Origin of the sequence: Litchfieldella anticariensis FP35 = DSM 16096, assembly GCF_000409775.1 — a bacterium.
Lineage (GTDB): Bacteria > Pseudomonadota > Gammaproteobacteria > Pseudomonadales > Halomonadaceae > Litchfieldella > Litchfieldella anticariensis.
In genome coordinates, this window is record NZ_KE332394.1 from 80886 (window position 1) to 103293 (window position 22408).

18 protein-coding genes are annotated in these 22408 nt (G+C 59.6%); 7 read left to right on the forward strand and 11 right to left on the reverse strand.

Features of this window, described 5'->3' with window-relative positions:
- Positions 1-2 precede the first annotated feature (2 nt).
- Positions 3-803 (reverse strand): glycerophosphodiester phosphodiesterase family protein, encoded by an 801-nt coding sequence (locus L861_RS20255; RefSeq protein WP_021029246.1) that lies wholly within the window; start codon positions 801-803, stop codon positions 3-5.
- 194 nt (positions 804-997) lie between these two features.
- Between L861_RS20255 and L861_RS20260 the strand changes: the two genes are divergently transcribed.
- Positions 998-1567: a hypothetical protein gene (locus L861_RS20260; protein ID WP_016418528.1), complete on the forward strand. Its 570-nt coding sequence runs from the start codon at positions 998-1000 to the stop codon at positions 1565-1567.
- Between the two features lie 97 nt (positions 1568-1664).
- The gene (gene chrA, locus L861_RS20265; protein WP_016418529.1) at positions 1665-3074 is read left to right on the forward strand and encodes a chromate efflux transporter; all 1410 of its coding nucleotides are present in this window, start codon (positions 1665-1667) and stop codon (positions 3072-3074) included.
- 20 nt (positions 3075-3094) lie between these two features.
- Here the strand turns inward: chrA and L861_RS23805 are convergent, their stop codons facing one another.
- Positions 3095-3649: a bactofilin family protein gene (locus L861_RS23805; protein ID WP_161629064.1), complete on the reverse strand. Its 555-nt coding sequence runs from the start codon at positions 3647-3649 to the stop codon at positions 3095-3097.
- Between the two features lie 111 nt (positions 3650-3760).
- On the opposite strand from L861_RS23805, the gene L861_RS24610 reads away from it, so the two are divergent.
- A complete protein-coding gene (locus tag L861_RS24610; RefSeq protein WP_236617182.1) occupies positions 3761-4414 on the forward strand; it encodes a bactofilin family protein in 654 nt (217 codons plus the stop codon).
- A gap of 53 nt (positions 4415-4467) precedes the next feature.
- Here the strand turns inward: L861_RS24610 and kduD are convergent, their stop codons facing one another.
- The 3 genes from kduD to L861_RS20290 form a co-directional block, all read right to left on the reverse strand.
- Positions 4468-5220 carry a 2-dehydro-3-deoxy-D-gluconate 5-dehydrogenase KduD gene (kduD, locus tag L861_RS20280; RefSeq protein WP_016418532.1) on the reverse strand — a complete coding sequence of 251 codons (753 nt, stop codon included), beginning with the start codon at positions 5218-5220 and terminating at the stop codon, positions 4468-4470.
- A gap of 79 nt (positions 5221-5299) precedes the next feature.
- Positions 5300-5902 carry a LysE family translocator gene (locus L861_RS20285; RefSeq protein WP_016418533.1) on the reverse strand — a complete coding sequence of 201 codons (603 nt, stop codon included), beginning with the start codon at positions 5900-5902 and terminating at the stop codon, positions 5300-5302.
- Positions 5903-6067: 165 nt separating this feature from the next.
- Positions 6068-9034: a LysM peptidoglycan-binding domain-containing protein gene (locus L861_RS20290; protein ID WP_016418534.1), complete on the reverse strand. Its 2967-nt coding sequence runs from the start codon at positions 9032-9034 to the stop codon at positions 6068-6070.
- 226 nt (positions 9035-9260) lie between these two features.
- Between L861_RS20290 and L861_RS20295 the strand changes: the two genes are divergently transcribed.
- On the forward strand, positions 9261-10238 hold the full coding sequence (locus L861_RS20295) for an NADPH:quinone reductase (RefSeq protein WP_016418535.1): 978 nt from the start codon (positions 9261-9263) through the stop codon (positions 10236-10238).
- 69 nt (positions 10239-10307) lie between these two features.
- On the opposite strand, the gene L861_RS20300 is transcribed toward L861_RS20295, so the two are convergent.
- Positions 10308-11213, reverse strand: coding sequence for a MurR/RpiR family transcriptional regulator (locus tag L861_RS20300; protein WP_021029247.1), 906 nt, complete (start codon positions 11211-11213; stop codon positions 10308-10310).
- Between the two features lie 147 nt (positions 11214-11360).
- Here L861_RS20300 and L861_RS20305 point away from each other — a divergent pair, with 147 nt between their 5' ends.
- Genes L861_RS20305 through L861_RS20315 form a run of 3 tightly spaced genes read left to right on the forward strand, consistent with a single transcriptional unit; the run spans position 11361 to position 15203 of the window.
- Positions 11361-12689: an aspartate aminotransferase family protein gene (locus tag L861_RS20305; RefSeq protein ID WP_016418537.1), complete on the forward strand. Its 1329-nt coding sequence runs from the start codon at positions 11361-11363 to the stop codon at positions 12687-12689.
- A gap of 11 nt (positions 12690-12700) precedes the next feature.
- On the forward strand, positions 12701-13264 hold the full coding sequence (locus L861_RS20310; RefSeq protein WP_016418538.1) for a carboxymuconolactone decarboxylase family protein: 564 nt from the start codon (positions 12701-12703) through the stop codon (positions 13262-13264).
- 28 nt (positions 13265-13292) lie between these two features.
- Positions 13293-15203 carry an SLC13 family permease gene (locus L861_RS20315; protein WP_016418539.1) on the forward strand — a complete coding sequence of 637 codons (1911 nt, stop codon included), beginning with the start codon at positions 13293-13295 and terminating at the stop codon, positions 15201-15203.
- Here L861_RS20315 and L861_RS24615 read toward each other — a convergent pair.
- The 5 genes from L861_RS24615 to betI form a co-directional block, all read right to left on the reverse strand.
- Positions 15122-15733 (reverse strand): hypothetical protein, encoded by a 612-nt coding sequence (locus L861_RS24615; protein ID WP_144063084.1) that lies wholly within the window; start codon positions 15731-15733, stop codon positions 15122-15124. The two genes, L861_RS20315 and L861_RS24615, sit on opposite strands and share 82 nt — an antisense overlap.
- Positions 15715-18162 carry an acyl-CoA dehydrogenase gene (locus L861_RS20325; protein ID WP_016418540.1) on the reverse strand — a complete coding sequence of 816 codons (2448 nt, stop codon included), beginning with the start codon at positions 18160-18162 and terminating at the stop codon, positions 15715-15717. The genes L861_RS24615 and L861_RS20325 overlap by 19 nt, the downstream gene beginning before the upstream one ends.
- A gap of 185 nt (positions 18163-18347) precedes the next feature.
- On the reverse strand, positions 18348-20045 hold the full coding sequence (gene betA, locus L861_RS20330) for a choline dehydrogenase (protein WP_016418541.1): 1698 nt from the start codon (positions 20043-20045) through the stop codon (positions 18348-18350).
- Positions 20046-20161: 116 nt separating this feature from the next.
- Positions 20162-21631, reverse strand: a complete 1470-nt coding sequence (betB, locus tag L861_RS20335; protein ID WP_016418542.1) for a betaine-aldehyde dehydrogenase — start codon at positions 21629-21631, stop codon at positions 20162-20164.
- Positions 21632-21681: 50 nt separating this feature from the next.
- Positions 21682-22305, reverse strand: coding sequence for a transcriptional regulator BetI (gene betI, locus L861_RS20340; RefSeq protein ID WP_179944134.1), 624 nt, complete (start codon positions 22303-22305; stop codon positions 21682-21684).
- Between the last annotated feature and the right edge of the window lie 103 nt (positions 22306-22408).

The window sequence follows — 22408 nt, forward strand, 5'->3', positions numbered from 1 at the left end:
GTTCAAGGCCGTTGATGCGAGCTACCAGGCAGGTGATGTTCGAACAGGGAAGGATCGTCGCTGATGACGGCATCGACTCCCCACGGCCATAAACGAGCGAAGGCTACGGGATCGTTGGCGGTGTAACAGAACAACTGATAGCCGGCTTCCTTGATCTCGCGGGCACGCTTCTCTTTCAGGCGACGCCAGTCGACATGCAGGCTGTAGGCAGCGAACCGTTCCGCTTCCTGATACCACTGGCGCGTCGGCTTCTCGTACAGGACTCCCAAACGCAGGCGTTGGGCATCGGATTCAAGGCGGCGAGCGGCCTCGAGGGCTTCCTGGTTGAATGAGGACACGATCAGCCGATCGGCGGGAAGAGCGCGTAGTGCCATGGGCAGTGCCGTATCGACCAGTGCGAGGGCATCGCGACCGCGATTGACCTTGAGTTCCAGATTGAGACCCAGGCCGAGTTCGCCGATCAACGCCAGCATCTCCTCCAGGGTTGCCATACGTTCGCCCTGGAAATCGGCACTGAACCAAGTGCCTACGTCCAGGGCCTTGGCCTTGGCGAGGTCGAGCTTGGCTAGCTTGCCGCGGTTATTCGAGCAACGCCGGACGCCGTTATCGTGCCAGATCACTGGAGTTCCATCTCCCAATAACTGAACGTCGAGCTCTACCCACTGGCAACCAATGCGCTGGGCGGCCCTAACCGCCGCCAGGGTGTTTTCCGGCGCATGTGCCGAAAGACCTCGATGGGCGATGGTAAAGGGCACAGGGTTTGGAGAAATCGGTAAACTCACGACAGGAGAAGTGTCTTGCATGGCGGAGTCCCCTTATCAGGTGAGGTGCCGGAAGAGAACGATGGAAGCAGCATGACGCATTTGCTGTGAAAAAGCATGGCAATGAAGTGTGACGACAGCATGACGATGCCCCGGTCTGCCTGAACTATGCTAGGCTGCGCGCATTTCAGGGTGGCTTTCCCACCGAATGACGAGTGATGCAAGAGGGAATGCCCATGAGAGTCGTTCATGTCAAAGCGGCTACCGAACGCGATGCGTGCTTGGCACGGCTATGTGCCGAAGTTTACGGGAGAAAGGCCGGGCTCTTGCCATTGGTCAGTTTCGCCGGTACACGGCGGGTGCTGTTCACCCAGGAAGCTGCTCGCTTGCTGGCGTTGACCGATGATCAAGGAGTTCCCCAGGCGCTGGCGCTGCTGGTGTTGGACGAAGCGGGAACGGGCATGACATTGGTACTGTCCTGTTCGTTGATGGGAAACCGCGAACCAGAGCGTCGCCTGATTGGCGAACTGGCGTTCAAGGCTCCACTTCGGGTCGAAGCTTTGGATCAGGATGCTGAGGCCTTCTACCTGGGATGTGGAATTACCCGCTGGTTCGCTGGCCGAGATGGCAAGCGCATCGGGCTGGGGGCATTACATCCGGTGAGACATGCCAACGAACTCACTGAGACACTCGATTTCGACGAGCAGGCCGTACTGCGTAACCTCAAGCATGATGCCAAGGGCTTCGAGGAAGAAAAGCAGCGCTTCGTGAATGGTCTGGACGACTTCCCGGCGCATTTGTCGTGATCCCGTCGTAGCCGTGTGAGTGTGTCGTCGTATGAGTGTAAAGCGGCCGTGATATAACCGTTATCCGCCTTAGGCTCAACCAATAGGAAGCCGATACATGGCTGAAAATGCCGCCGTACGTCAAACGCCTACCCAAGAAAGTCTCGAACATGGGATTCCCTTTACCGAGGCAGTGCGGGTGTGGTTGCGTATCGCGTTGCTCTCCTTCGGAGGGCCGGCCGGTCAGATCGCGGTGATGCACCGTATCCTGGTTGACGAAAAGAAGTGGGTTGGTGAACAGCGCTTCCTGCATGCCCTGAACTATTGCATGTTGTTACCGGGACCGGAGGCCCAACAGTTGGCGGTTTATCTGGGATGGCTGCTGCACAAGACCAAAGGCGGTCTGGTGGCAGGCACCCTGTTCGTGTTGCCAGGTTTCATAGCGATTCTGGCCTTGAGCGTTATCTACGCTCTATTCGGTAATGTCGGGCTGGTCGAGGGATTGTTCTTCGGTCTCAAGGCGGCGGTATTGGCCATCGTGTTGCAGGCGGTGATGCGGATCGGCCAACGGGCACTGAAGAACCGGGTGATGATTGCCATCGCCGTAGCTGCCTTCATCGCTATCTTCGGTTTCGACATCGCCTTTCCGCTGATTGTGTTGAGTGCCGGCGTCATCGGCTTTTTCGGCGGCAAGCAAGGCTCTGCATTGTTCCGGGTCGGCGGTGGTCATGGTAAAGGCGGTGCCAGCATTCTCGCCGACAAGGATTCGGCATTGGGGGAATATACGCCGGCCCATGCGCGAGTCTCACTCGCTTGGTCGTTGCGGATTTCCTCACTGTTCCTGACGCTATGGCTGGGGCCGATAGCGCTACTGCTGATGGTGTTAGGGCCGGCGGATGTATTCAGTCAGATCGCCGTCTTCTTTTCCAAGATGGCGGTGGTGACCTTCGGCGGGGCCTATGCGGTGTTGGCTTATGTCGCCCAGGAAGCCGTGCAGAATTATGGTTGGCTGGCCCCCGGTGAGATGCTGGATGGCTTGGGTATGGCCGAAACCACGCCGGGCCCGTTGATCCAGGTGGTACAGTTCGTCGGTTTCATGGGGGCGTACCGTGATCCGGGGATGCTGGATCCGATGTTGGCTGCCATCTTCGCTGCCGTGCTGACGACGTGGGTGACCTTCGTGCCGTGTTTCCTGTGGATCTTCCTTGGCGCACCGTTCATCGAGCGGTTACGCGACAATCCAGCGTTGACCGGTGCCCTGTCGGCGATTACCGCGGCGGTGGTCGGGGTGATCATGAACCTGGCGATCTGGTTTGCCCTGCATGTACTGTTCGATGAGGTTGGCACGTTCGAGGGCTTCGGTCTGGTACTGGAGATCCCGCGTTTGGACAGCCTCGACCCGGTGGCAGCAGCGATCACAGCCGGTGCCATTGCGGCGGTCTTCGTGTTCAAAGCGCGCCTGCTGGTAACGCTGGGGGGCTGTGCTGTGGCTGGTATTGCCTGGTTTGCGGTGAGTGGCGCTTTGTAGACATGGTCCCTCTGCCAGTGCTACCGGTAGTCAATGATTTCGCCCTGTAGCCTGGCACCCGCTTCGCAACTAACCCTTTCAGCGGCAATGGTGCCGCTGAAGCGTGCATTCGACAGTAACTCTACCTTCTCGTCTGCTTGCAGCCTGCCCGTCACGCTGCCATCGACAATAATGGTAGGCGCCTCGATGGTGTCAGCCACTGTGCCGGGTTCGGCAATCATCACGCCGTGGCGTTTCACTTTGATTGCCCCACTGACGGCTCCCATGATGACCAGAGACTCCTCTGCGAATATCTCGCCAGCGATTCGAATGGAAGGACCAACCAATGTCATCCCGGTCACGACATGCGGTTCGACTTGGGGTGTGCATGGACAGAAATGAGCGCCGTGATACTGCTGACCGACACCCGCCAGAGCTGCCGCCGTATCACTGACGGGCGAGTCTACCAGTTGCTCGGGCTCAAGAGGTTTATGAAAAGATCGTCTCACGTGTTTCGATACCCGCCATTTGCCATCCAGCACAATGATCAGGATGATTACCACACCCAGCAACAACACCCATCCGCTTTGTTCCATGCGCTTGCCCTTATCTGTCATCGTGATTGGCATTATACTTCGCTAAAACCTTATGGAATATGTGCCAATTGTTTATGTGAAATGCTCCTGGGCATGGGCGGTTTCTTTCGCATGACACAGGACACGGCGGCATTAGCCATCACTATCAATGACACCCAGGGAATTTTCACCATGTTCAACAAGCCAAAAAGAACCAATGCTTCCACCGATCACCTCGTGTCGCTCCCCGCGACGGACAGGCAGCCCCATAATCATGACGAGGTATCCGAGGCGGGAAATTCTGCTCGGAGCATCGCTAGGATAGGCCCGACGGCATGCATCAATGGTGACATCGCCGGTGAAGAAAATCTGCTGATCGAAGGTCAGGTAAACGGGACTATCGAGTTCAAGCACAACACGATTACCATCGGTAACGAAGGTGATGTGCAGGGGGATGTATTTGCCCACACTCTCTACGTGGCAGGGAAGGTGGAAGGTCGTCTGATCGCCTCCCACAAGATCACGATTCGCCACAGCGCGCATATCACCGGTACTATCATTTCACCATGTCTCGTCCTGGAAGACGGTGCCGTCTTCCATGGCAACATCGATATGGATCCCGATAACCGAATATTGGCTGATGCATTTGGCTCTCCTGAGCAGCCATTGTCCAAGACACAGTCCGACGTCAGTGAAAGCTCACTCAGCGGTATGTCAGGGGAAGAAGAGACCTTGAGCATGGCCGACCAGGCAGCACAAGAGAAAAGTCTCGAAGACGTTTCGTGATTGCCGCCATTGGTCAGCGAGGATACTCGCTGAGTAGGCACGTGCCTGTTATCTCAACGCGCCAGCCAGCCGCCATCCACCGCTAGGGCATGTCCGTGCACGTAGTTCGCGGCATCTGAGCAGAGAAAGACCACGGCACCGGCCAGGTCGTCGGGTTCGCCCCAGCGGCCGGCAGGAATACGCCCCAGAATCTCGGCACTGCGTTGCTCGTCCTCGCGCAGCGCCTGCGTATTGTCGGTGGCCATGTAGCCGGGAGCGATGGCATTGACGTTGATACCGTGCTCGGCCCATTCGTTGGCCAATAGCCGGGTCAGGCCGAGGATGCCGCTCTTGCTGGCGGTGTAGGAGGGCACACGAATGCCGCCCTGGAACGATAATACCGAGGCGATGTTGACGATCTTGCCTTGCACTTCGCGATCCACCAGGTGGCGTGCAACTTGCTGTGCCAGGAAGAATGCCGCCTTGAGGTTGACGTCGACCACTGCATCCCAGTCCTCTTCTCTGAATTCCAGTGCTGGGGCACGACGAATGGTGCCGGCATTGTTGGCCAGGATATCCAGCTTGCCGGCCTGAGCCAGGGCGCGGTCGACGATATTGCTTGCCTTGTCACTACCCAATTCGGCCTCAATGTTGTGATAGGTGCGGCCCAGAGCCTCGACCCTGGCTCGGGTCTCAACAGCGGAACGGCGATTGACGCCGACGATATCGGCGCCGGCCTCCGCCAGCGCCACGGCCAATGCCTGGCCTAGACCCTTGTTGCACCCGGTGACCATGGCGACTCGGCCTTCGAGTGAGAACAGCTTCATACCACACTCCTTCGATGAGGATTCTTGCTGTGATGCCTGCCTCAGCGTAGATCAGGCATTCACGAAATAGAAACGGAAGCTAGGCCACGAGTTTGCGTATCACTTGCTCATACAGGATCGTGCCGGCGACATAGATCAGCAGCAGGGCCATGATGCGGTTGAAATGGACGAAAAGGCGTGGATTGGTGATCCAGCGGCCGGCGACCGCACCCAGTAGGGAGTAGCTGCAGGGGGCGCCGAATGCCAACAGCGACAGGAAGATCGACATGGCCAGAATGGCGAGACCGGTAATTCCCTGTGCCGGGAACTGCAGGGTGGCGATAAGTAGCGTCGCCAACGTGCCTTTGGGATTGAGCAACTGCATCAGGAAGCCATCCTTGAACGTCAGGATTCCTTGGCTGTGGCCGCCATTGGTGTCGACCTGGGCTCGGAATAACTTGATGGCCAGGTAGGCGATGAACGAAGCGCCGGCCAAGGCGACGTAAGGCAGGTAGTCTGGTTTGACGATCGCTTCGCCGGTGTAGCCGAAGACCAGGAACAGCACCAGCATGGCAAGTGCCACGCCGCCGAAGAATCCGAAGGTCTGGCGGAAACGGTTTTGCAATCCCGCATTCAGGCTCAACAGGTTGACCGGGCCGGGTGTGTACATGATGCCGACCGCGTACAGGAAGATATCGAGCATTGCTGCGTTCCCGATGGATCAAGAGTGACTCAACTTGTACCGCCTGGCCTCCATTTGGTCTTGGACGATATTGCTTGATGCAAGGCGCACTGAGAATGAAAAAAGCCGACGCCTGTTCGGCGCCGGCCAGGGGTGAGTCTTTTGTCGTGGATGAGGTATGGCGACTCAGGCATACGCTTGCGGCGACTCGATATCGAGTTGGGGCAGCATGGCATCGAGCTCGAACTTGGATTGGGGTGTCAGCGTGCCGCTTCTCGATTCTCCCAGTGAAGGAGAGGCCAACTCGAAGCCATCGGCATGCTCATTGAATTGACTGACGTCGCCGTCGAGGTCATTGAGCGCGTTGTGCAGGTTGTCGCGTAGCGCAGCGAGCATCACCGAGCCATTCTCGCCCTCCGGAATCGAATTGACCCATTCGACGGTCTGCTCCGGTGTGAGCCCATGCAGCTCGCCATAGCGCATCAGTAGTGGTACCGCGTTGTGTCCTTCGTCGCTGCGTTCGATCAATATCTCCGCGGCTTCTTCGCTGAAGCCGGCATGTGCCAGGAAGTCGGCCGTGGTCTGGGTCTCAAAGGGTGGCTCTTCCATGGATTCCTTGATGTACAAGCCCAGCGAGGCGGCCGTGGCGACACCGAAACCCACTGGACCTCCCCACGCCGTGGAACTGAACATCACTGCTATGCCGACACCCCCGGCGGCAGCGGCATTGAGGCCGGCCCCCCAATAGTCCCCCTCTTGCAAACGCATCACGGCGTCGAAACTGGCTAGGGTGGCGCCCATGATATGCACGAATTTTCCGGCCGTCTTGAGCGCATGGACGCTGTCCGCATTGGTAATGCTGCGATACGCCGCCACCAGTTGTGCACTGTCGACGCCAACGCGAGACATGGCGGTCACCAGCTCGGCGGAATTGCGGAAATCGGGATTCTCGAGGAAGTTGTAGCCGGCATTGATCAAGCCGGAGCCGACAATAGCAAATGCCGAGGTGCGGAAGGTCGTGCTGAATGGTGTGTTACGCACGAACTTGCCGTCTATCTGGTCCAGGGTATTGTTGAGATTACGCAGGATACCGTTGACCCGCCCGAACTCATTGTTGCCGGGTAGCGGCTCGGAGGGGACGACGCCGCTGAGGAGCTCAGCGAGTTCGTTGAGATCGCTGGTCGAGATGTCCATTAACTCCGCGAGTTGCGAGTTATTATTCAATGTCTCGCGGATGGCGTTGCGCGCCTCTTCCATTGAGGCGGCGTCGGTGAAATCGAGATCCGCCGCCGAACCCAGCACATTCTCATTCAGATAGGCGCCCACCAGCGTTGCCGCCAATGGATCATCGCCAGTGATGCCGAGTTCGTTGAATGTTTCGATCAGCGCATCGCCGGCTTCACCACGTACCAACTCGGGCTTTTCCTGCAAGGCAGTCGAGATGGCCAGCTGTGCGTTGGAATCGTTGAGTAGACCGTCGATACGTTCCTGGTGATCGGCGCGCACCTCATCGGGCAGGCCCTGCAACTGCTGGATCTGCTGCAACAATCCTGCACCGCTGTCGGCGAGCTGTTCCCGCAATCCCTCTAGTTCCTCGCTCCATTCAGAGCCTTGCGCTTCGATATACTCCTCGATCGCGGCCTCGAGCTGCTCTTGTGTCATCGCGGAACTACCGGTTCCGATCAGGTAGCCCAGCTCTTCGAGGTGCTCGTGATACGCTTCGGCCTGCTCCCCGATAGTGTGGTCGCGGAACTGCTCGACAGTCGCGATGACTTCCTCGCGAAAATCGACCACGCCGTCTTGCGAGGCGATCGCCAGCGCCAGGGCGGGGATCTTGTCCCCTTGTGAAACCGACTCGTACATCGCATTGCGGACGGTATTCATGTCGACGGGGAGCATTTGGGCAAGCTGATCGGTGGCGATTTCTCCCGTCGTCGTTCCGTCGATGCGATCGAGGATCGGGATCAGGAGTTGCGTGCCATTGGGGCCAACCATCGCGCCACCGTATTCCTGAAGGGATCCGTTATTGGCCGCTTCGAGCTCAGGAATCAGTGCGTCCACGACCTCGGCGGTCAGCTCGGGCCCCCGTCCCTCCGTCAACTGGTCGAGGCGTTGTATCGTTGCGAGCATGCGTTGCTGGGGATTCGGATTCTCCACTCCTTCGAGCTCGCCTTCGAGAGGTTCGGCAGCCCACTCGGCGGCGTTATCGATGATGTCCTGGGCATCACTGGAGCGGTCCAGTGCCTCCTGCACTCGCTGGGGGGAAGTGGCGTAGCCTTCCTCGTAGAGTCGCAAGGCTTCGATGGGATCGTCGGCCGCCTGGGCATCGGTCATGAAGTCGGAGGCTGCATTCTCGGCAATCTCACGAGTTCCATTTGAGCGATCCAGTGCGGCCTGTACCGCTGGCGATGCTGCATCGTATCTCTCTTCCAACAATTGCAGCGCGTCGTCCGGGTCAGCTTCGGCCTGGGCATCGGCGATGATCTCGCGGGCTTCGGCCTCGGCTTCCGGCCCGGCGTGGCTGGTTTCATCGAGTTCGATGCCAGCGTCTTCCGCCGCTTGTTCGATGGCCATCTGGGCGGGGCCAGCATCGACCCAATCATGGTCGTAGATACGCTGTAGCGCGGCCTGTCTGTCGTCTTCCGGAAGCGCCTCCACGTAAGCTTGAACATCGGAGGCAAGCTCGCCGATCTCGGCATCGTAGTCGACCGAGGCCGGGGCGTCGGCGTATTCGAGATCGTTGCCCTGCTCACGAAGGCCTTGCACGAAATCCGCTTCGCCTTCCGGCACTCCCTGCGCATTGCGCGGCGAGGTCGCCGCTTCTTCAGGCGAGGTGTTGGGCACGAACAACACATCTCCCTCATTGATCTGGTTCGGATTCGGCATGTCGTCGCGCTCGTTGAGTTCCAGGAGCGCTTCGAAGTCGACATTGAGCTCGTCGGCTATCCGTGCCAGGTTGTCGCCGTCTTCGACCACGAACACGCGCTCTTCGCTGGCGTCCAGCGCTCCTGAACCTCCGGCCTCTGAGCGGGCATCGAGAGCCTCCTCAATGGCTTGTTGGAAGTATTCTTGCTGTGCCTGTGTCAAAGGCGTCTGTATTAGCCCGTTCTCGCTATAGCGACGTAAGGCTTCGATATCGATCCGGTACGACATGGCATCTATTCCTTCCTTGGCTGAGGGGAGGGGGCTTGGAAGAGATTAGGAAGATTGGATTTACGAGCCGTGTCGCTTGGCTGACGTTTCGGTGAAGCTTTTGTTGCATCGTTACAGGACGATCCGTGGGTCGAGTTCATCGGGGTGAGGGGAGATGACTTGACCTATCCTGTCAGCGGCGCTTGTATGGTGAACCAAACTCGTTAGCTGAATAAGGAAGATTCCGATGGCCAAACGCATCCAGTTTTCTCGCACCGGTGGCCCCGAGGTGCTCGAGCTCATCGAGGCCGAGCCATCATCACCCGGTACTGGGGAGGTTCGCATCAGAAACCGGGCAGTGGGCCTGAATTTCATCGATATCTATTTCCGCACCGGCTTGTATCCGGCCCCGTCTTTGCCTTCCGGGTTGGGCACGGAGGGTGCCGGAGTCGTCGACGCGGTAGGCGAGGGGGTGTCACATCTCAAGCCAGGCGATCGCGTGGCCTATGCCCAAGGGCCTCTCGGTGCCTATGCCGAATACCACACGCTACCGGCTGACAAGGTGGTGGTGCTGCCGGATGGTATCGAGTTCGAAACTGCGGCGGGATGCATGCTCAAGGGCCTGACCGTGCAATACCTGCTGCGCCAGACCTACCCGCTCGAGGGGGGCGAGACGATCCTGTTCCATGCTGCTGCCGGTGGTGTGGGTTCCATCGCCTGCCAATGGGCACGTGAGCTGGGCGTCAAGCTGATCGGTACGGTGAGCTCGCGTGAGAAAGCGGATCTCGCTGAGAAGAACGGTGCCTGGGCGACCATCGATTACACCAAGGAAGATGTGGTCGAGCGGGTGCGCGAGCTGACCAATGGCGAGATGTGCGATGTGGTCTACGACTCGGTGGGCAAGGATACCTGGGAGACGTCGCTGGATTGCCTCAAGAAACGTGGGTTGATGGTCAGTTTCGGCAATGCCTCTGGTCCGGTGGAAAACGTCAACATCGGCATCCTCAACCAGAAGGGCTCGCTCTATGTGACGCGCCCTAGTCTCAACGGCTATGCCGATACACGTGAACGGCTCGAGATGATGTGCAACGATCTGTTCGGCGTGCTCGAAAGCGGTAAGGTCAGGATCGACATCGGACAGCGCTACTCACTGGCGGAAGCTGCCAAGGCCCAGGAAGCTTTGGCCGGGCGCAAGACCACCGGATCGACGATCCTTTTGCCCTAAGCAAGTTTGCTCCCTATGCCATCCCAGCGCCCGCCTCCTGAGAGGCGGGCGCTGCCGTTTCCGACAGGCTTAGAGCGACGAATTGAGTTCGGTGATCATCCGCTCGCGTTGCCTGAGTGCCGCCAGGCCGCTGTCGCCCAAATGGCTGGCGACTTCGCTCAGCAATCCCTCGGCGAGCAGCATGAAGGCACACATGCTGTTGCTGAAGAACAGGCTGTGATTGGGTACCTGGAAGCTGTGCGTGGCCACCTTGGTCAGCGGCGAGTTCGCTGAGTCGGTCAGCGCGATCACCTCGATTCCATGACGTGCGGCCACTTCCGCCGTGGCCAGGACGCTAGGTGTATAAGGAAAGCAACTCACCACGACGAGCAGGTCGCCGGTGTCGAGCTGGGCCAGGGCATCAGCGACGCCTTGGCGGCTCGCATCCAGCACGGCGACATCGGAACGCAACATGCCAAGCCCATAGGACAGGAACAGGGCCAGCGAGTTGAACTGGCGCATACCGTGAACACGTACGCGGTGCGCCGTTGCCAGGCGCTCGACCGTTCGTTGGTAGGCCTCGGGGTCGATTCGCTCGAGCAGGCCAGCGAAGTTGGCGCTCTCCTGGCGGCCGAGCCGGGCCAATCGAGATAGTCCTTCCCCTTCTCCACTGGCGGTCATCAACTGCGAGGCTTGATCGCTGTAGAAGTGCTTGCCTTCAGTGAGCTCACGACGAAATACCTCTTGGAACTGATTGAAACCGCCGTAGCCCAGGCGCTGGGCCAAGCGTGTGAGTGTCGAGGCATTCACGCCCAAGCGTGTGGCAAGCTCGCTGATAGAAGAGACGGCCGTCTGTTGAGGCGTTTCGATGAGTGCGGTGAGAACCTGCCGGGAGCGGTTGCCCAGGCGGATGCCGGCCTCCCCTGCATCGAGCGCCTCGAGCATTTGCCTGAGCTCGCTTAGCGTATCCGGTGAAGGAGTGGCAAGTATCGTCATCGGTGAGCTTTCCTCGGTTGTCTCGGTGACTGAGCTATGGTCAATAGCATGAGCATAATGGATTGGTAGGTTTATGCAAATTTTATTGCGATATTTAAAAATGCATTTACTATTTGCATTTGTGATGTCTACCTCCTGGAGTGGAACATGAGCCATGTATTTCACCGCAGTCTGAAGCAGAGCTACCCCACGGCCGTCAGCGGCGATGGGCCTTACCTGATCGACGATCAAGGGCGCCGCTACCTGGATGCCAGCGGCGGGGCCGCGGTGTCGTGCTTGGGGCACAGCGATGCCGATGTCATCGAGGCTATCCGCGAGCAGGTGAGTACGCTTGCCTATGCGCATACGTCTTTCTTTACTACCGAGCCGATGGAGACGCTGGCCGACTTCCTGGTCGAGCGTGCTCCGCAGGGTCTTGAATCGGTTTACTTCGTCTCGGGAGGCTCCGAGGCGATCGAGGCGGCACTGAAGCTGGCCCGTCAGTACTTCATCGAAATCGGCCAGTCACAACGCAAGCACTTGATCGCGCGTCGTCAGAGTTATCACGGCAACACGCTGGGGGCGCTCGCTACCGGGGGTAACGAATGGCGGCGTCGTCAGTTCGAGCCGTTGCTGATCGATGTCAGTCATGTCAGTCCTTGTTATGCCTATCGTGGCTTGCGGGATGGCGAGACACCGGAAGCTTTCGGCATTCGCCTGGCCGCCGAACTCGAGGAGCAGATTCTGCAACTCGGATCGGAAAACGTGATGGCGTTCGTGGCCGAACCCGTGGTCGGTGCCACGATGGGGGCGGTGCCGCCGGTACCCGGCTATTTCCGACGTGTCCGCGAGGTATGCGATCGCCATGGTGTGCTGCTGATCCTCGACGAGGTGATGTGCGGCATGGGACGCACCGGGACGCTATTCGCCGCCGAGCAAGAGGGCATCAGCGCTGACCTTATTACCATTGCCAAGGGGCTGGGTGCTGGCTACCAGCCGATCGGTGCCACTCTGGTCAGTGGTCGTATCCACGATGCGATCGCCAATGGCTCGGGATTCTTCCAACATGGGCATACCTATATCGGGCATGCGACAGCCTGTGCCGCGGCGCTGGCCGTGCAACGAGCGATTGAATCTCGCGATCTGCTGCCCCGTGTGCGTCGTTTGGGAGAAGAGCTCAGTCAGAGGCTTCACGAGCGCTTTGGTGAGCATCCCCATGTTGGCGACATTCGTGGTCGGGGGCTGTTCCAAGGCCTTGAGCTGGTCGCGAACCGTGACGGCAAGACGCCTTTCGATCCTGATCTGAAGCTGCATGCGCGCATCAAGAAGGCTGCCATGGAGGAAGGACTGATGTGCTATCCGATGGGCGGCACCATCGATGGTAAGCAGGGAGATCACATTCTGCTGGCACCGCCGTTCATTCTCGACGACAACCATCTGGACGAACTCGTCCAGAAACTCGATGATGCCCTGCGCAGCGCGCTGGGTGGCCTGTAAGAGGAGCGACGATGGCCATTCAATCTCGCCTCACTTCACTTTTAGAAGAGCAGATGGACGACGCCCAGCGGCGCGTGCTCAGTAATATCCTGAGCGGCCCACGCGGCAATCTCGACGGTCCATTCCTGGCCTGGATCCATAGCCCGGAACTGGCCGACCGTGCCCAGCGCTTGGGAGCGTTCTGCCGCTACGACACACGTCTGGAACTGCGCTTGACCGAGTTGGCGATCCTGTTCACCGCTTCCTGGTGGCAGTCTCAGGCCGAGTGGCAGATCCATGAACCCATCGCCCGCGAAGCGGGTATCTCCGAGGTTGTGATCGAGGCGCTACGTACCGGTCGTGAGCCGGCGTTCGATCGTGATGACGAACGTCTGATTCATCGCCTGGGCAAGACGCTATACACGACAAAGCGTATCGACGATGCACTCTATTCCGAGGCCATCGAGACGTTTGGCGAGCCCGCCGTGGTCGAACTGGTAGGAGTGTTCGGTTACTACGCTCTCGTTGCCATGACGTTGAACGTTTTTGAAGTGCGCCGAGACGCACAGGCCCCTCTGCCGTTTGCCGAGCCGTGAGGGGTAACGCACAAGGAGGTGGCCATAGATGTCCGATGCGACGTTGGTGTTCATCGTACTGGGATTGACCCTGATGGCTTTCGTGTGGGGGCGTTTCCGTTACGATCTGGTGGCGCTGATGGCCCTGCTGGTGAGCGTAATGCTGGGGCTGGTGCCGGCACGTGAGGCTTTCCAAGGTTTCGGGCATCCCGCAGTGATAACGGTGGCGGCGGTGTTGGTGTTGAGCAAGGGGTTCGAGCGTTCGGGGGTGGTCGATATCATCGCCGAACAGGCCTTGAAAGTCGGTGACCACCTGCTGCTGCAACTGCTGGTACTGACTGGTACCGTGCTGGTGTTATCGGCGGTGATGAACAACGTCGGGGCGCTGGCCTTGATGCTGCCGGTGGCAATTCGCATGGCTCGCGAACACGATAGCCCGCCGTCGCTGCTTTTGATGCCGCTAGCCTTCGGTTCGTTGCTGGGCGGCTTGATGACGCTGATCGGTACTCCACCCAATATCATCATCGCCAGTTATCGTGGTGCTCAGACCGGCGACAACTTCGGTATGTTCTCATTCACCCCGGTTGGGGTAAGCGTCGCCGTGGTCGGCTTGCTGTTTCTCGTGCTGTTGGGTTGGCGCCTAACGCCGCGGCGCAAGGGCCAGGCCTCTGCGGATGAACTTTTCGATACCGCCAACTACCTGAGCGAGCTTCGAGTGACGCAGGATTCCAAGGCTCAGGGATGGACGTTACGCGAGCTGCACGAAGCCCTTGAGGAGACCATACCGGTATTGGCGGTAGTGCGTGACGACAAGCGTAAACCCGGTCATACCTTCCTGAGTAGCCTGCGGGAAGGCGATATCCTGCTGGTGGAGGCCGGTACCGACGAATTGAAGTTGCTCGAGAACAAGGCTGGGCTGAAACTCGGCAGCCACGACACTGCAGACGCGGATGCCGCTGAAGAGGCGGATGAAGCCTCGCCGCAACGGGATGCGGCGGAGGGCCTCGAATCGACATCCGAGTCGAATGCCGGCGATAAGAAGGACGATGGCGAACGTCGATCGCGTGCAGACAAGGAAGCGGAAAAACGCCGGGTGGATACCGAGGGGTTGCAACTGGTCGAGGCGGTGGTGCGCAACGATTCGATGATGATCAACCGCACCGTGCAGCAGTTACGACTGCTTAACCAACATGGTCTGCATCTAGTGGCGGTGGCGCGCGATGGGTCGCGTCTCAAGCAACGACTGCGCGACGTACGATTTCGTGCTGGCGATGTGTTGCTGCTTCAAGGGGGAGAGAGCGATCTCAACGAGAGTCTGCCAACGTTGGGTTGCCTGCCGCTGGCCAGCCGCAACCTGACCCTGGGTCAACCGCGGATGCTGCTGCTGTCGGTGGCGATCTTCAGCCTGGCGATTCTTGCCATGCTGCTGGATCTGTTGCCGGCCGCCGTGGCTCTGTCGACGGCGGCGGTGATATCGCTACTGGTCGGCGTATTGGCACTGCGCGATGGTTATCAGGCCATCGACGGGCCGGTCATCGTGTTGTTGGGGGCGATGATTCCCGTAGGCCAGGCCTTGGAGACCAGCGGTGGGGCGAAATTGATCGCCGAGACGCTGTTGGGACTTGGCAGCCAGTGGCCGCCGGTGGCGATCCTGGTGGGGCTGTTCGTGATTTCGATGCTGCTTTCCAATGTGGTCAATAATGCCGCTGCGGCATTATTGATGGCGCCCATCGCCGCCAGCCTGGCCAGAGGCTTCGATCTCTCGCTGGATCCGTTCCTGATGGTCGTGGCAATCAGTGCTTCGTGTGCTTTCCTGACACCCATCGGCCATCAGTCCAACACCTTGGTAATGGGGCCTGCCGGCTATCGCTTCGGCGACTACTGGAAGCTTGGCTTGCCGCTGTCGTTGGTGGTGCTGGTGACGGCCATACCGATGATTCTGCTGGTCTGGCCGTTGTAGGGATGGCCGGCCTGACGGCCGGATCGCGCAGAAAATCTGCGCTCCCACCGGGGGCTCATGGCTGGAGTGTGAGCGAAGCTTTGCTTCGCGATGAAGGCGGCACTGCCGAGAAATGCCGGCCTGATGGCCGGATCGCGCAGAAAATCTGCGCTCCCACCGGGGCTCATGGCTGGAGTGAGAGCGAAGCTTTGCTTCGCGATGAAGGCGGCACCGCCGAGAAATGCCGGCCTGATGGCCGGATCGCGCAGAAAATCTGCGCTCCCACCGGGGCTCATGGCTGGAGTGAGAGCGAAGCTTTGCTTCGCGATGAAGGCGGCACCGCCGAGAAATGCCGGCCTGATGGCCGGATCGCGCAGAAAATCTGCGCTCCCACCGGGGCTCATGGCTGGAGTGTGAGCGAAGCTTTGCTTCGCGATGAAGGCGGCACTGCCGAGAAATGCCGGCCTGCGGCCGGATCGCGCAATGAATTGGCTCCTACAAGGATTGGTGCCATCCGTGGCCGGGAAGTCAATCAGGCGGCGTTGTGCCAAACCACCTTATCCTGCTGCTGAGCGAAGGCATCGAACGCAAAGTCGTCGACACTGAGCATCTCCAGTACCTCGGCCTCGAATTCACGCATGAAGCGTGCTTCTTCTTCGCTGAGAATGCCAGCGGTCAGCGCTGCTTCGACGCGTTGTTCGGGGTGCAAGGCACCCACCGGTAGCTCGCCCTTGGCATAGGCTTTGTTGACCTTGTGGTAGAGCGGCTCGGCTTTGGGGTAGTCCGCGAGCAAGGCATTGTAGTGGGCCAAGGGATTGTCCCGTTTACCGTCCTGCCGGTCCCAAGTGTTGCTGATCAGCTTACTGCGCAGGCTGGTGTGATGGGAGATGCTCTGAGCGATTTCACGCGTCAGATCGTCCTGGGGCTTGTTCCAGCGGCGTCCCAATGGCATCACCACAACGGAGAGCAGTTTGCCCAACGCCCGATTGGGCAGATTGTCGAACAGTTCGACCAGCGCTTGTTCGGCGCGATACAGCAGCGTCTGACAGCTATAACGCAGCAGCGTGGCCTCGCCTTCGACCTTGTCCGATTCATGCCAATGCTTCAGCACCATTGATGTCAGGTAGAGGTTGGAAAGTACGTCTCCGAGACGTGCCGAGAGCATTTCGCGAGATTTGAGGCTGCTTCCTAGACTCGCCATGGCAGCATCCGCACACAGGCCGAAGCCGGCCGAGAGTCGCGCAACGTCCTGGGCATAGGGGGAAGCGACCTCGTCGAAAGGCGTATCGGCCTTGCCAATTCCCAGTCCTTGGGTAAAGGCACGCGCCGCATTGCCGAAGATCAGCCCAGCATGGGAGAAGAACGCCTTGTCGAATGCCTGGATGTCGTCGGCATCCTTGGCAGCCAGTTCCTCCAGAACATAGGGATGGCAGCGGATCGCCCCTTGGCCGAAGATCATCAGGTTGCGGGTCATGATGTTGGCACCTTCCACGGTGATCGCTACCGGGTTGGCACTATAGCCGATGCCAATGTAGTTGCGCGGCCCGAGGGTTACCGCCTTGCCGCCATGAATGTCCATGGCGTCGGCCAGCAGGCTACGTTGGAATTCAGTGAGCTGGCTCTTGAGAATCGCTGAGGGCACAGCGGGTTTTTCGCCATGATCGATCAGGTTGGCGGTCTGCATCACCGAGGCCTGGGCGATATAGGTGAGCGAGGCGATGCGTGCCAATGGCTCCTGGACGCCTTCCATCTCTGCTATTGGCAGGTTGAACTGACGGCGGATACGGGCGAAACCTCCCGTCCAGCCCAGCGCGTAGCGTGAAGTGCCGGTAGCACCGGAGGGCAGGGTGATGCAGCGTCCCACCGACAGGCATTCGACCAGCATTCTCCAACCCTGACCGGCCATCTCCGGTCCGCCGATGATGGTATCCAAGGGCACGAACACGTCCTTGCCCTTGATCGGGCCGTTCATGAACGGGCTACCAATCGGATGATGGCGACGACCGATCTCCATGCCTTCGGTATCGCGTGGCACCAGCGCGCAGGTAATACCCAAGTCTTCCTCTTCGCCCAGCAAGTGGTCTGGGTCGAACATGCGGAAGGCCAGGCCAATCACAGTGGCGATGGGCGCCAGGGTGATCCAGCGTTTTTCGAAGTTCAGGCGCAGACCGAGCACTTCCTCGCCATCGATGACCTGCTTGCAGACCACACCAGTGTCAGGCAGCGAGGTGGCATCGCTGCCGGCTCGCGGGCCGGTGAGGCCGAAACAGGGGATCTCGCGTCCGTCGGCGAGGCGTGGCAGGTAATGATCCTTCTGCTGCTGGGTCCCGTACTTGAGCAGCAGTTCGCCCGGCCCCAGTGAGTTAGGCACACCCACGGTGACCATCAAGGTCTCGTTGATGGCTAGCTTCTGCAGTACCGCCGATTGGGCTTTGGCCGAGAAGCCCAGGCCGCCATACTCCTTGGGTATGATCATGCCGAAGAAGCCTTCTCGCTTCAGGTAATCCCATAGCTCCGCTGGCAGGTCGGCACGCTCGCGGGTGATTTCCCAGGCATTGCACATGCCAGCAGCGACCGAGCACTGCTTGTCGAGAAAGGCATGTTCTTCCTCGCTCAAACCGTCATCACGATAGGCGAGCAACTTGTCCCACGCCGGCCTGCCGGTGAATAGCTCACCATCCCAGGCGACGGTGCCGGCTTCCAGGGCGACACGCTCGGTATCCGAAACTTTGGGTGCGACGTTCTGGAATGTGGCAAAGATCCTCGGCGACAGCCAGCGGCGACGTAATGTCGGCAAGCCGCAGGCAGCAACCGCCGCGGCACCGACCAGCAGCACAAGGCCGAGCAGGGGAGCGCCGAACAGCATCCCGGCGATACCGAGCACGGCCAGTACGCCGAGCGCGGCTGGTGCACCGGCTTCGCGGCGCATGACGATCAGCAGACCGACCACGGCCAGGACAACGAGAGCGAGTTGGGTCATGCGAGACCTCCGTCTGCAAGTCAGGGTGTCACGATACTCTAACAAGCGTTTGAATTATTCAAGCCTAGTGCATATGAGACAGACTGACCAGAAGGAGAGAACATCTCATCCCCTATAAAAAAACACCCCACCGGGGGTGGGGTGAAGTGGACATCACCATATGCGGTGAACGGATACAGGTAACGCTATCCCGCTTGGTCCTGAACCTGGGGGGCAGTACGTGCCGGGGCGCCGTTGGCGACGTAGTAGGGCGCATTCGAGCGCGGCAGTGGTTCGCGGCCGCGAATTCGATCGGCGATCTTCTCGGCCAGCATGATGGTCGGGGCATTGAGATTGCCGGTAGGGATGACAGGGAACAGCGAGGCATCCACCACCCGCAGCCCTTGCATGCCGTGCACGCGTCCCTCGGCGTCGACCACCGCCATGTCGTCGTAGCCCATCTTGCAACTACCGCAGGGGTGGTAGGCGGTTTCGGCATGGGCACGCACGAAGTCGTCCAGTTCGGCGTCGGATTGCACGTTCGGGCCGGGTGAAATCTCGCGGCCACGGTAGGCATCCATGGCGGGTTGCTGGATGATCTCACGGGTCAGGCGAATGGCATCGCGGAATTCCTGCCAGTCCTTGTCTTTGGACATGTAGTTGAACAGGATGCTGGGGGCCTCACGTGGGTCGAGCGAGGTAAGGCGGATACGGCCGCGGCTTTCCGAACGCATCGAGCCGACATGGGCCTGGAAGCCATGGGCTTGCACTGCGCTCTTGCCGTTGTAGCTGATGGCGATTGGCAGGAAGTGGTACTGCAGATTAGGCCATTCCTCTTCGTCACGGGTACGAATGAACCCGGCCGCTTCGAACTGGTTGCTGGCACCGACGCCGGTACCAAGGAATAGCCACTCGGCACCGATCTTGGGCTGGTTGTACCACTTCAGTGCTGGATACAGTGAGATCGGCTGCTTGCATTCATATTGGATATACATCTCCAGATGGTCCTGGAGATTCTCGCCGACACCCTTCAGGTCATGCACCACGGGGATGCCGAACTCCTTGAGATGCTCGGGGTTGCCGATTCCTGAACGCAGCAGAATTTGTGGCGAGGCAATGGCGCCGCTGCACAATAGGACTTCGCGACGGGCGCGGGCTTCCACTGGCTGTCGCTTGTGCAGATAGCTTACTCCCACGGCACGCTTGTCCTCGAACAGGATGCGGTCGGTGGTGGCATGGGTAACGATGGTCAGGTTGGGCCGCTGCTTGGCCTGGTCCAGATAACCCCGGGCGGTGGAGGCGCGGCGTCCCTTGGGCGTGACGAAACGGTCCATGGGGCCGAAGCCTTCCTGCTGGTAACCGTTGACGTCTTCGGTCTTCGGATAGCCAGCCTGCTGTCCGGCCTCGATGAAGGCATGGTAGAGGGGATTGTTGCCGGGCTTGGGCGTGGTCACGCTGACCGGTCCATCGCCGCCATGATAGTCGTTGGGGCCGATGTCGCGCGTTTCGGCTTTCTTGAAGTAGGGCAGGCAGTCGGCGTAGGTCCAGTCCTCAAGACCGGACGCCTTGGCCCAGTTATCGTAGTCCAAGGCGTTGCCGCGGATGTAGCACATGCCGTTGATCAGCGATGACCCGCCCAACCCCTTGCCGCGACCGCATTCCATACGGCGGTTGTTCATGTAGGGTTCGGGATCGGTCTCGAAAGCCCAGTTGTAGCGCTTGCCTTGCAGGGGAAAGGCCAGGGCGGCTGGCATCTGGGTACGAAAGTCGAAGCGGTAGTCCGGGCCGCCGGCTTCCAGCAGCAGTACGCTGACATCGGCGTCCTCGGTGAGACGTGTGGCCAACACGTTGCCGGCCGAGCCGGCACCGATGATGATGTAATCGAACTCGTGAGCTTTTGTCATTGGAGCCCTCCAGGATAAGAGGCGTACGTCAGATCGATGAGCGAGCGGCAGCGTGAGGTGGAAATGCGGTGACTCCACCTCTTGCATGCTGCCGCTCTTATGTGAGCCGGTTAGAGTTAGAACACCGGTGGGAACGGCCCCATTTCCACCTGGATCGATTTGATCTGGGTGTAGTGATCGAGTGTCGAGATACCGTTCTCACGACCCACGCCGGACTGCTTGTAGCCGCCCACCGGCATTTCCGCCGGCGACTCGCCCCAGGTGTTGATCCAGCAAATGCCGGCTTCCAGGCGATGGATGGTGCGGTGCGCACGGGTCAGGTTCTCGGTAAAGACACCGGCGGCCAGGCCATAATGGGTATCGTTGGAGCGAGCGATCACTTCCTCTTCGTCGTCGAAGACCAGCACCGACATCACCGGGCCGAAGATCTCTTCGCGTACGATGCGCATGTCGTCGGTGCAGTCAGTGAAGACCGTGGGGGCAGCCCAGGCGCCATGTGCGAAATCACCTTCGGCCATCGGCTCGCCACCGATCAGCACGCGGGCGCCTTCCTGCTTGCCGATAGCGATGTAGGACAGCACTTTGCGTTGATGTTCGAAGCTGACCAAGGGGCCGAAATTGACCTCTGGATCCAGTGGATCGCCTGACTTGATGCGCGCCACTCGCTCCTTGATCCTGGCTTCGAAGGCGTCCTTGACCGAACGCTGCACGAACACTCGGGTACCGTTGGTGCAGACCTGGCCGCTGGAGTAGAAATTGGCCATCATCGCGGCGTCGGCGGCGCGATCCAGATCGGCATCGTCGAACACGATCAGCGGCGATTTGCCACCCAACTCCATGGTGACGTCCTTCAGTGTCGAGCCGGCAGCAGCCGACATGACCTTCTTGCCGGTACCTACCTCACCGGTAAAGCTGATCTTGTCGATACCCTCGTGGGCAGTGAGCATCTGTCCGACACGACCGTCACCATGCACCACGTTGAATACACCGTCGGGTAAACCAGCCTCGGTGAAGATTTCTGCCAGCTTCATGGTGGTCAGGGGGGTGACCTCGCTGGGCTTGAAGACCACGGCATTACCCGCCGCCAGAGCAGGGGCGGACTTCCAGCAAGCGATCTGGATCGGATAGTTCCAGGCGCCGATGGAGCCGACCACGCCCAGCGGCTCGCGGCGCGTGTAGACGAAGGAAGACTCGCGCAGTGGGATCTGCGAGCCCTCTATGGCTGGAGCCAAGCCAGCGAAGTATTCAATGGCGTCGGCACCGGTGACGATATCCACCGCGGCGGTCTCGCTGATTGGCTTGCCGGTATTCAGGGTTTCGAGTTCAGCCAATTCGTCGTTGCGTTCGCGAAGCAGGCTCACCGCGCGGTTGAGGATGCGAGAGCGTTCCATACCTGTCATGGCGGCCCAGCTCTTCTGACCTTCACGGGCCGAGGCCACGGCAGTATCCACGTCGGCCTGAGAGGCTTGCTGGACCTCGGCCAGGAGCGTGCCATCGGTAGGATTGATGACTTGGAACGTTTCTCCGGAGGTGGCGTCCACTCGGCGCCCGCCGATATAGAGTTGCTGGAGTTCGATTGTCGCCATGGGGTCCTCCTGTGGGAGTTAGAAACCGACTGCGCATCCGTTAGCGCGGGTCAGTCATTCGTTGTGACAGTGGTTTGCCGAGTCGTTGTTCGTCTAGCGAGTTGTGTATCGAGATAGTCGTAGGCGAGCCCACGAGCGCGATCGACGTCCAGCCCTTCCGGTGCCATGGCACCGCGCAGCCACAAGCCGTCGATCATCGCGGCCAGGCCACGAGCGGCTTGCCGTGCCTCTTCCTTAGCTAGGCAATGCCGGAATTGATGGCACAGATTGGAGTACAGTCTTCTGTCATTGACATGCTGAAGACGTTGAAGATCGCGTTTGTGCATGCTGCTGGCCCAGAATGCCAGCCAGGTTTTCATTACCGACTGGCTGACTTGGCTGCGATCGAAGTTGCCGTCGATGATGGCTCGCAGATGATCACGCGGCGAATCGCTTGGTAACGCTTGGCGTCGACGTGTCACAGCCTCGCCAAGATCGCTGAGAATCTGACGCATGGTGGCTTCCAGCAACCCATCCTTGCCGCCGAAGTAGTGGCTGATGATGCCGGCGGAGACACCGGCACGCCGGGCGATACGCACGATAGTGGTATCGGCCAGGCCGGCTTCATCGATAGCCTCCATGGTGGCTTTGATCAGCTGGCGGCGGCGAATGGGTTCCATTCCGAGCTTTGGCACCGGTCTTGTCTCCTCTCTGAGTAGCGCTCGCGAACTCCGGCACTCGTTCGTTCTCGTTGCAGAGCCGGGTGCTGGTCGCTACCTCTATCGTGAAAAGTATGTA

Coding starts and splice junctions, on each gene's coding strand:
- L861_RS20255 (WP_021029246.1), bottom strand. CDS start 803: ATGCAAGACACTTCTCCTGTCGTGAGTTTACCGATTTCTCCAAACCCT.
- L861_RS20260 (WP_016418528.1), top strand. CDS start 998: ATGAGAGTCGTTCATGTCAAAGCGGCTACCGAACGCGATGCGTGCTTG.
- chrA (WP_016418529.1), top strand. CDS start 1,665: ATGGCTGAAAATGCCGCCGTACGTCAAACGCCTACCCAAGAAAGTCTC.
- L861_RS23805 (WP_161629064.1), bottom strand. CDS start 3,649: ATGGAACAAAGCGGATGGGTGTTGTTGCTGGGTGTGGTAATCATCCTG.
- L861_RS24610 (WP_236617182.1), top strand. CDS start 3,761: ATGACACAGGACACGGCGGCATTAGCCATCACTATCAATGACACCCAG.
- kduD (WP_016418532.1), bottom strand. CDS start 5,220: ATGAAGCTGTTCTCACTCGAAGGCCGAGTCGCCATGGTCACCGGGTGC.
- L861_RS20285 (WP_016418533.1), bottom strand. CDS start 5,902: ATGCTCGATATCTTCCTGTACGCGGTCGGCATCATGTACACACCCGGC.
- L861_RS20290 (WP_016418534.1), bottom strand. CDS start 9,034: ATGTCGTACCGGATCGATATCGAAGCCTTACGTCGCTATAGCGAGAAC.
- L861_RS20295 (WP_016418535.1), top strand. CDS start 9,261: ATGGCCAAACGCATCCAGTTTTCTCGCACCGGTGGCCCCGAGGTGCTC.
- L861_RS20300 (WP_021029247.1), bottom strand. CDS start 11,213: ATGACGATACTTGCCACTCCTTCACCGGATACGCTAAGCGAGCTCAGG.
- L861_RS20305 (WP_016418537.1), top strand. CDS start 11,361: ATGAGCCATGTATTTCACCGCAGTCTGAAGCAGAGCTACCCCACGGCC.
- L861_RS20310 (WP_016418538.1), top strand. CDS start 12,701: ATGGCCATTCAATCTCGCCTCACTTCACTTTTAGAAGAGCAGATGGAC.
- L861_RS20315 (WP_016418539.1), top strand. CDS start 13,293: ATGTCCGATGCGACGTTGGTGTTCATCGTACTGGGATTGACCCTGATG.
- L861_RS20325 (WP_016418540.1), bottom strand. CDS start 18,162: ATGACCCAACTCGCTCTCGTTGTCCTGGCCGTGGTCGGTCTGCTGATC.
- betA (WP_016418541.1), bottom strand. CDS start 20,045: ATGACAAAAGCTCACGAGTTCGATTACATCATCATCGGTGCCGGCTCG.
- betB (WP_016418542.1), bottom strand. CDS start 21,631: ATGGCGACAATCGAACTCCAGCAACTCTATATCGGCGGGCGCCGAGTG.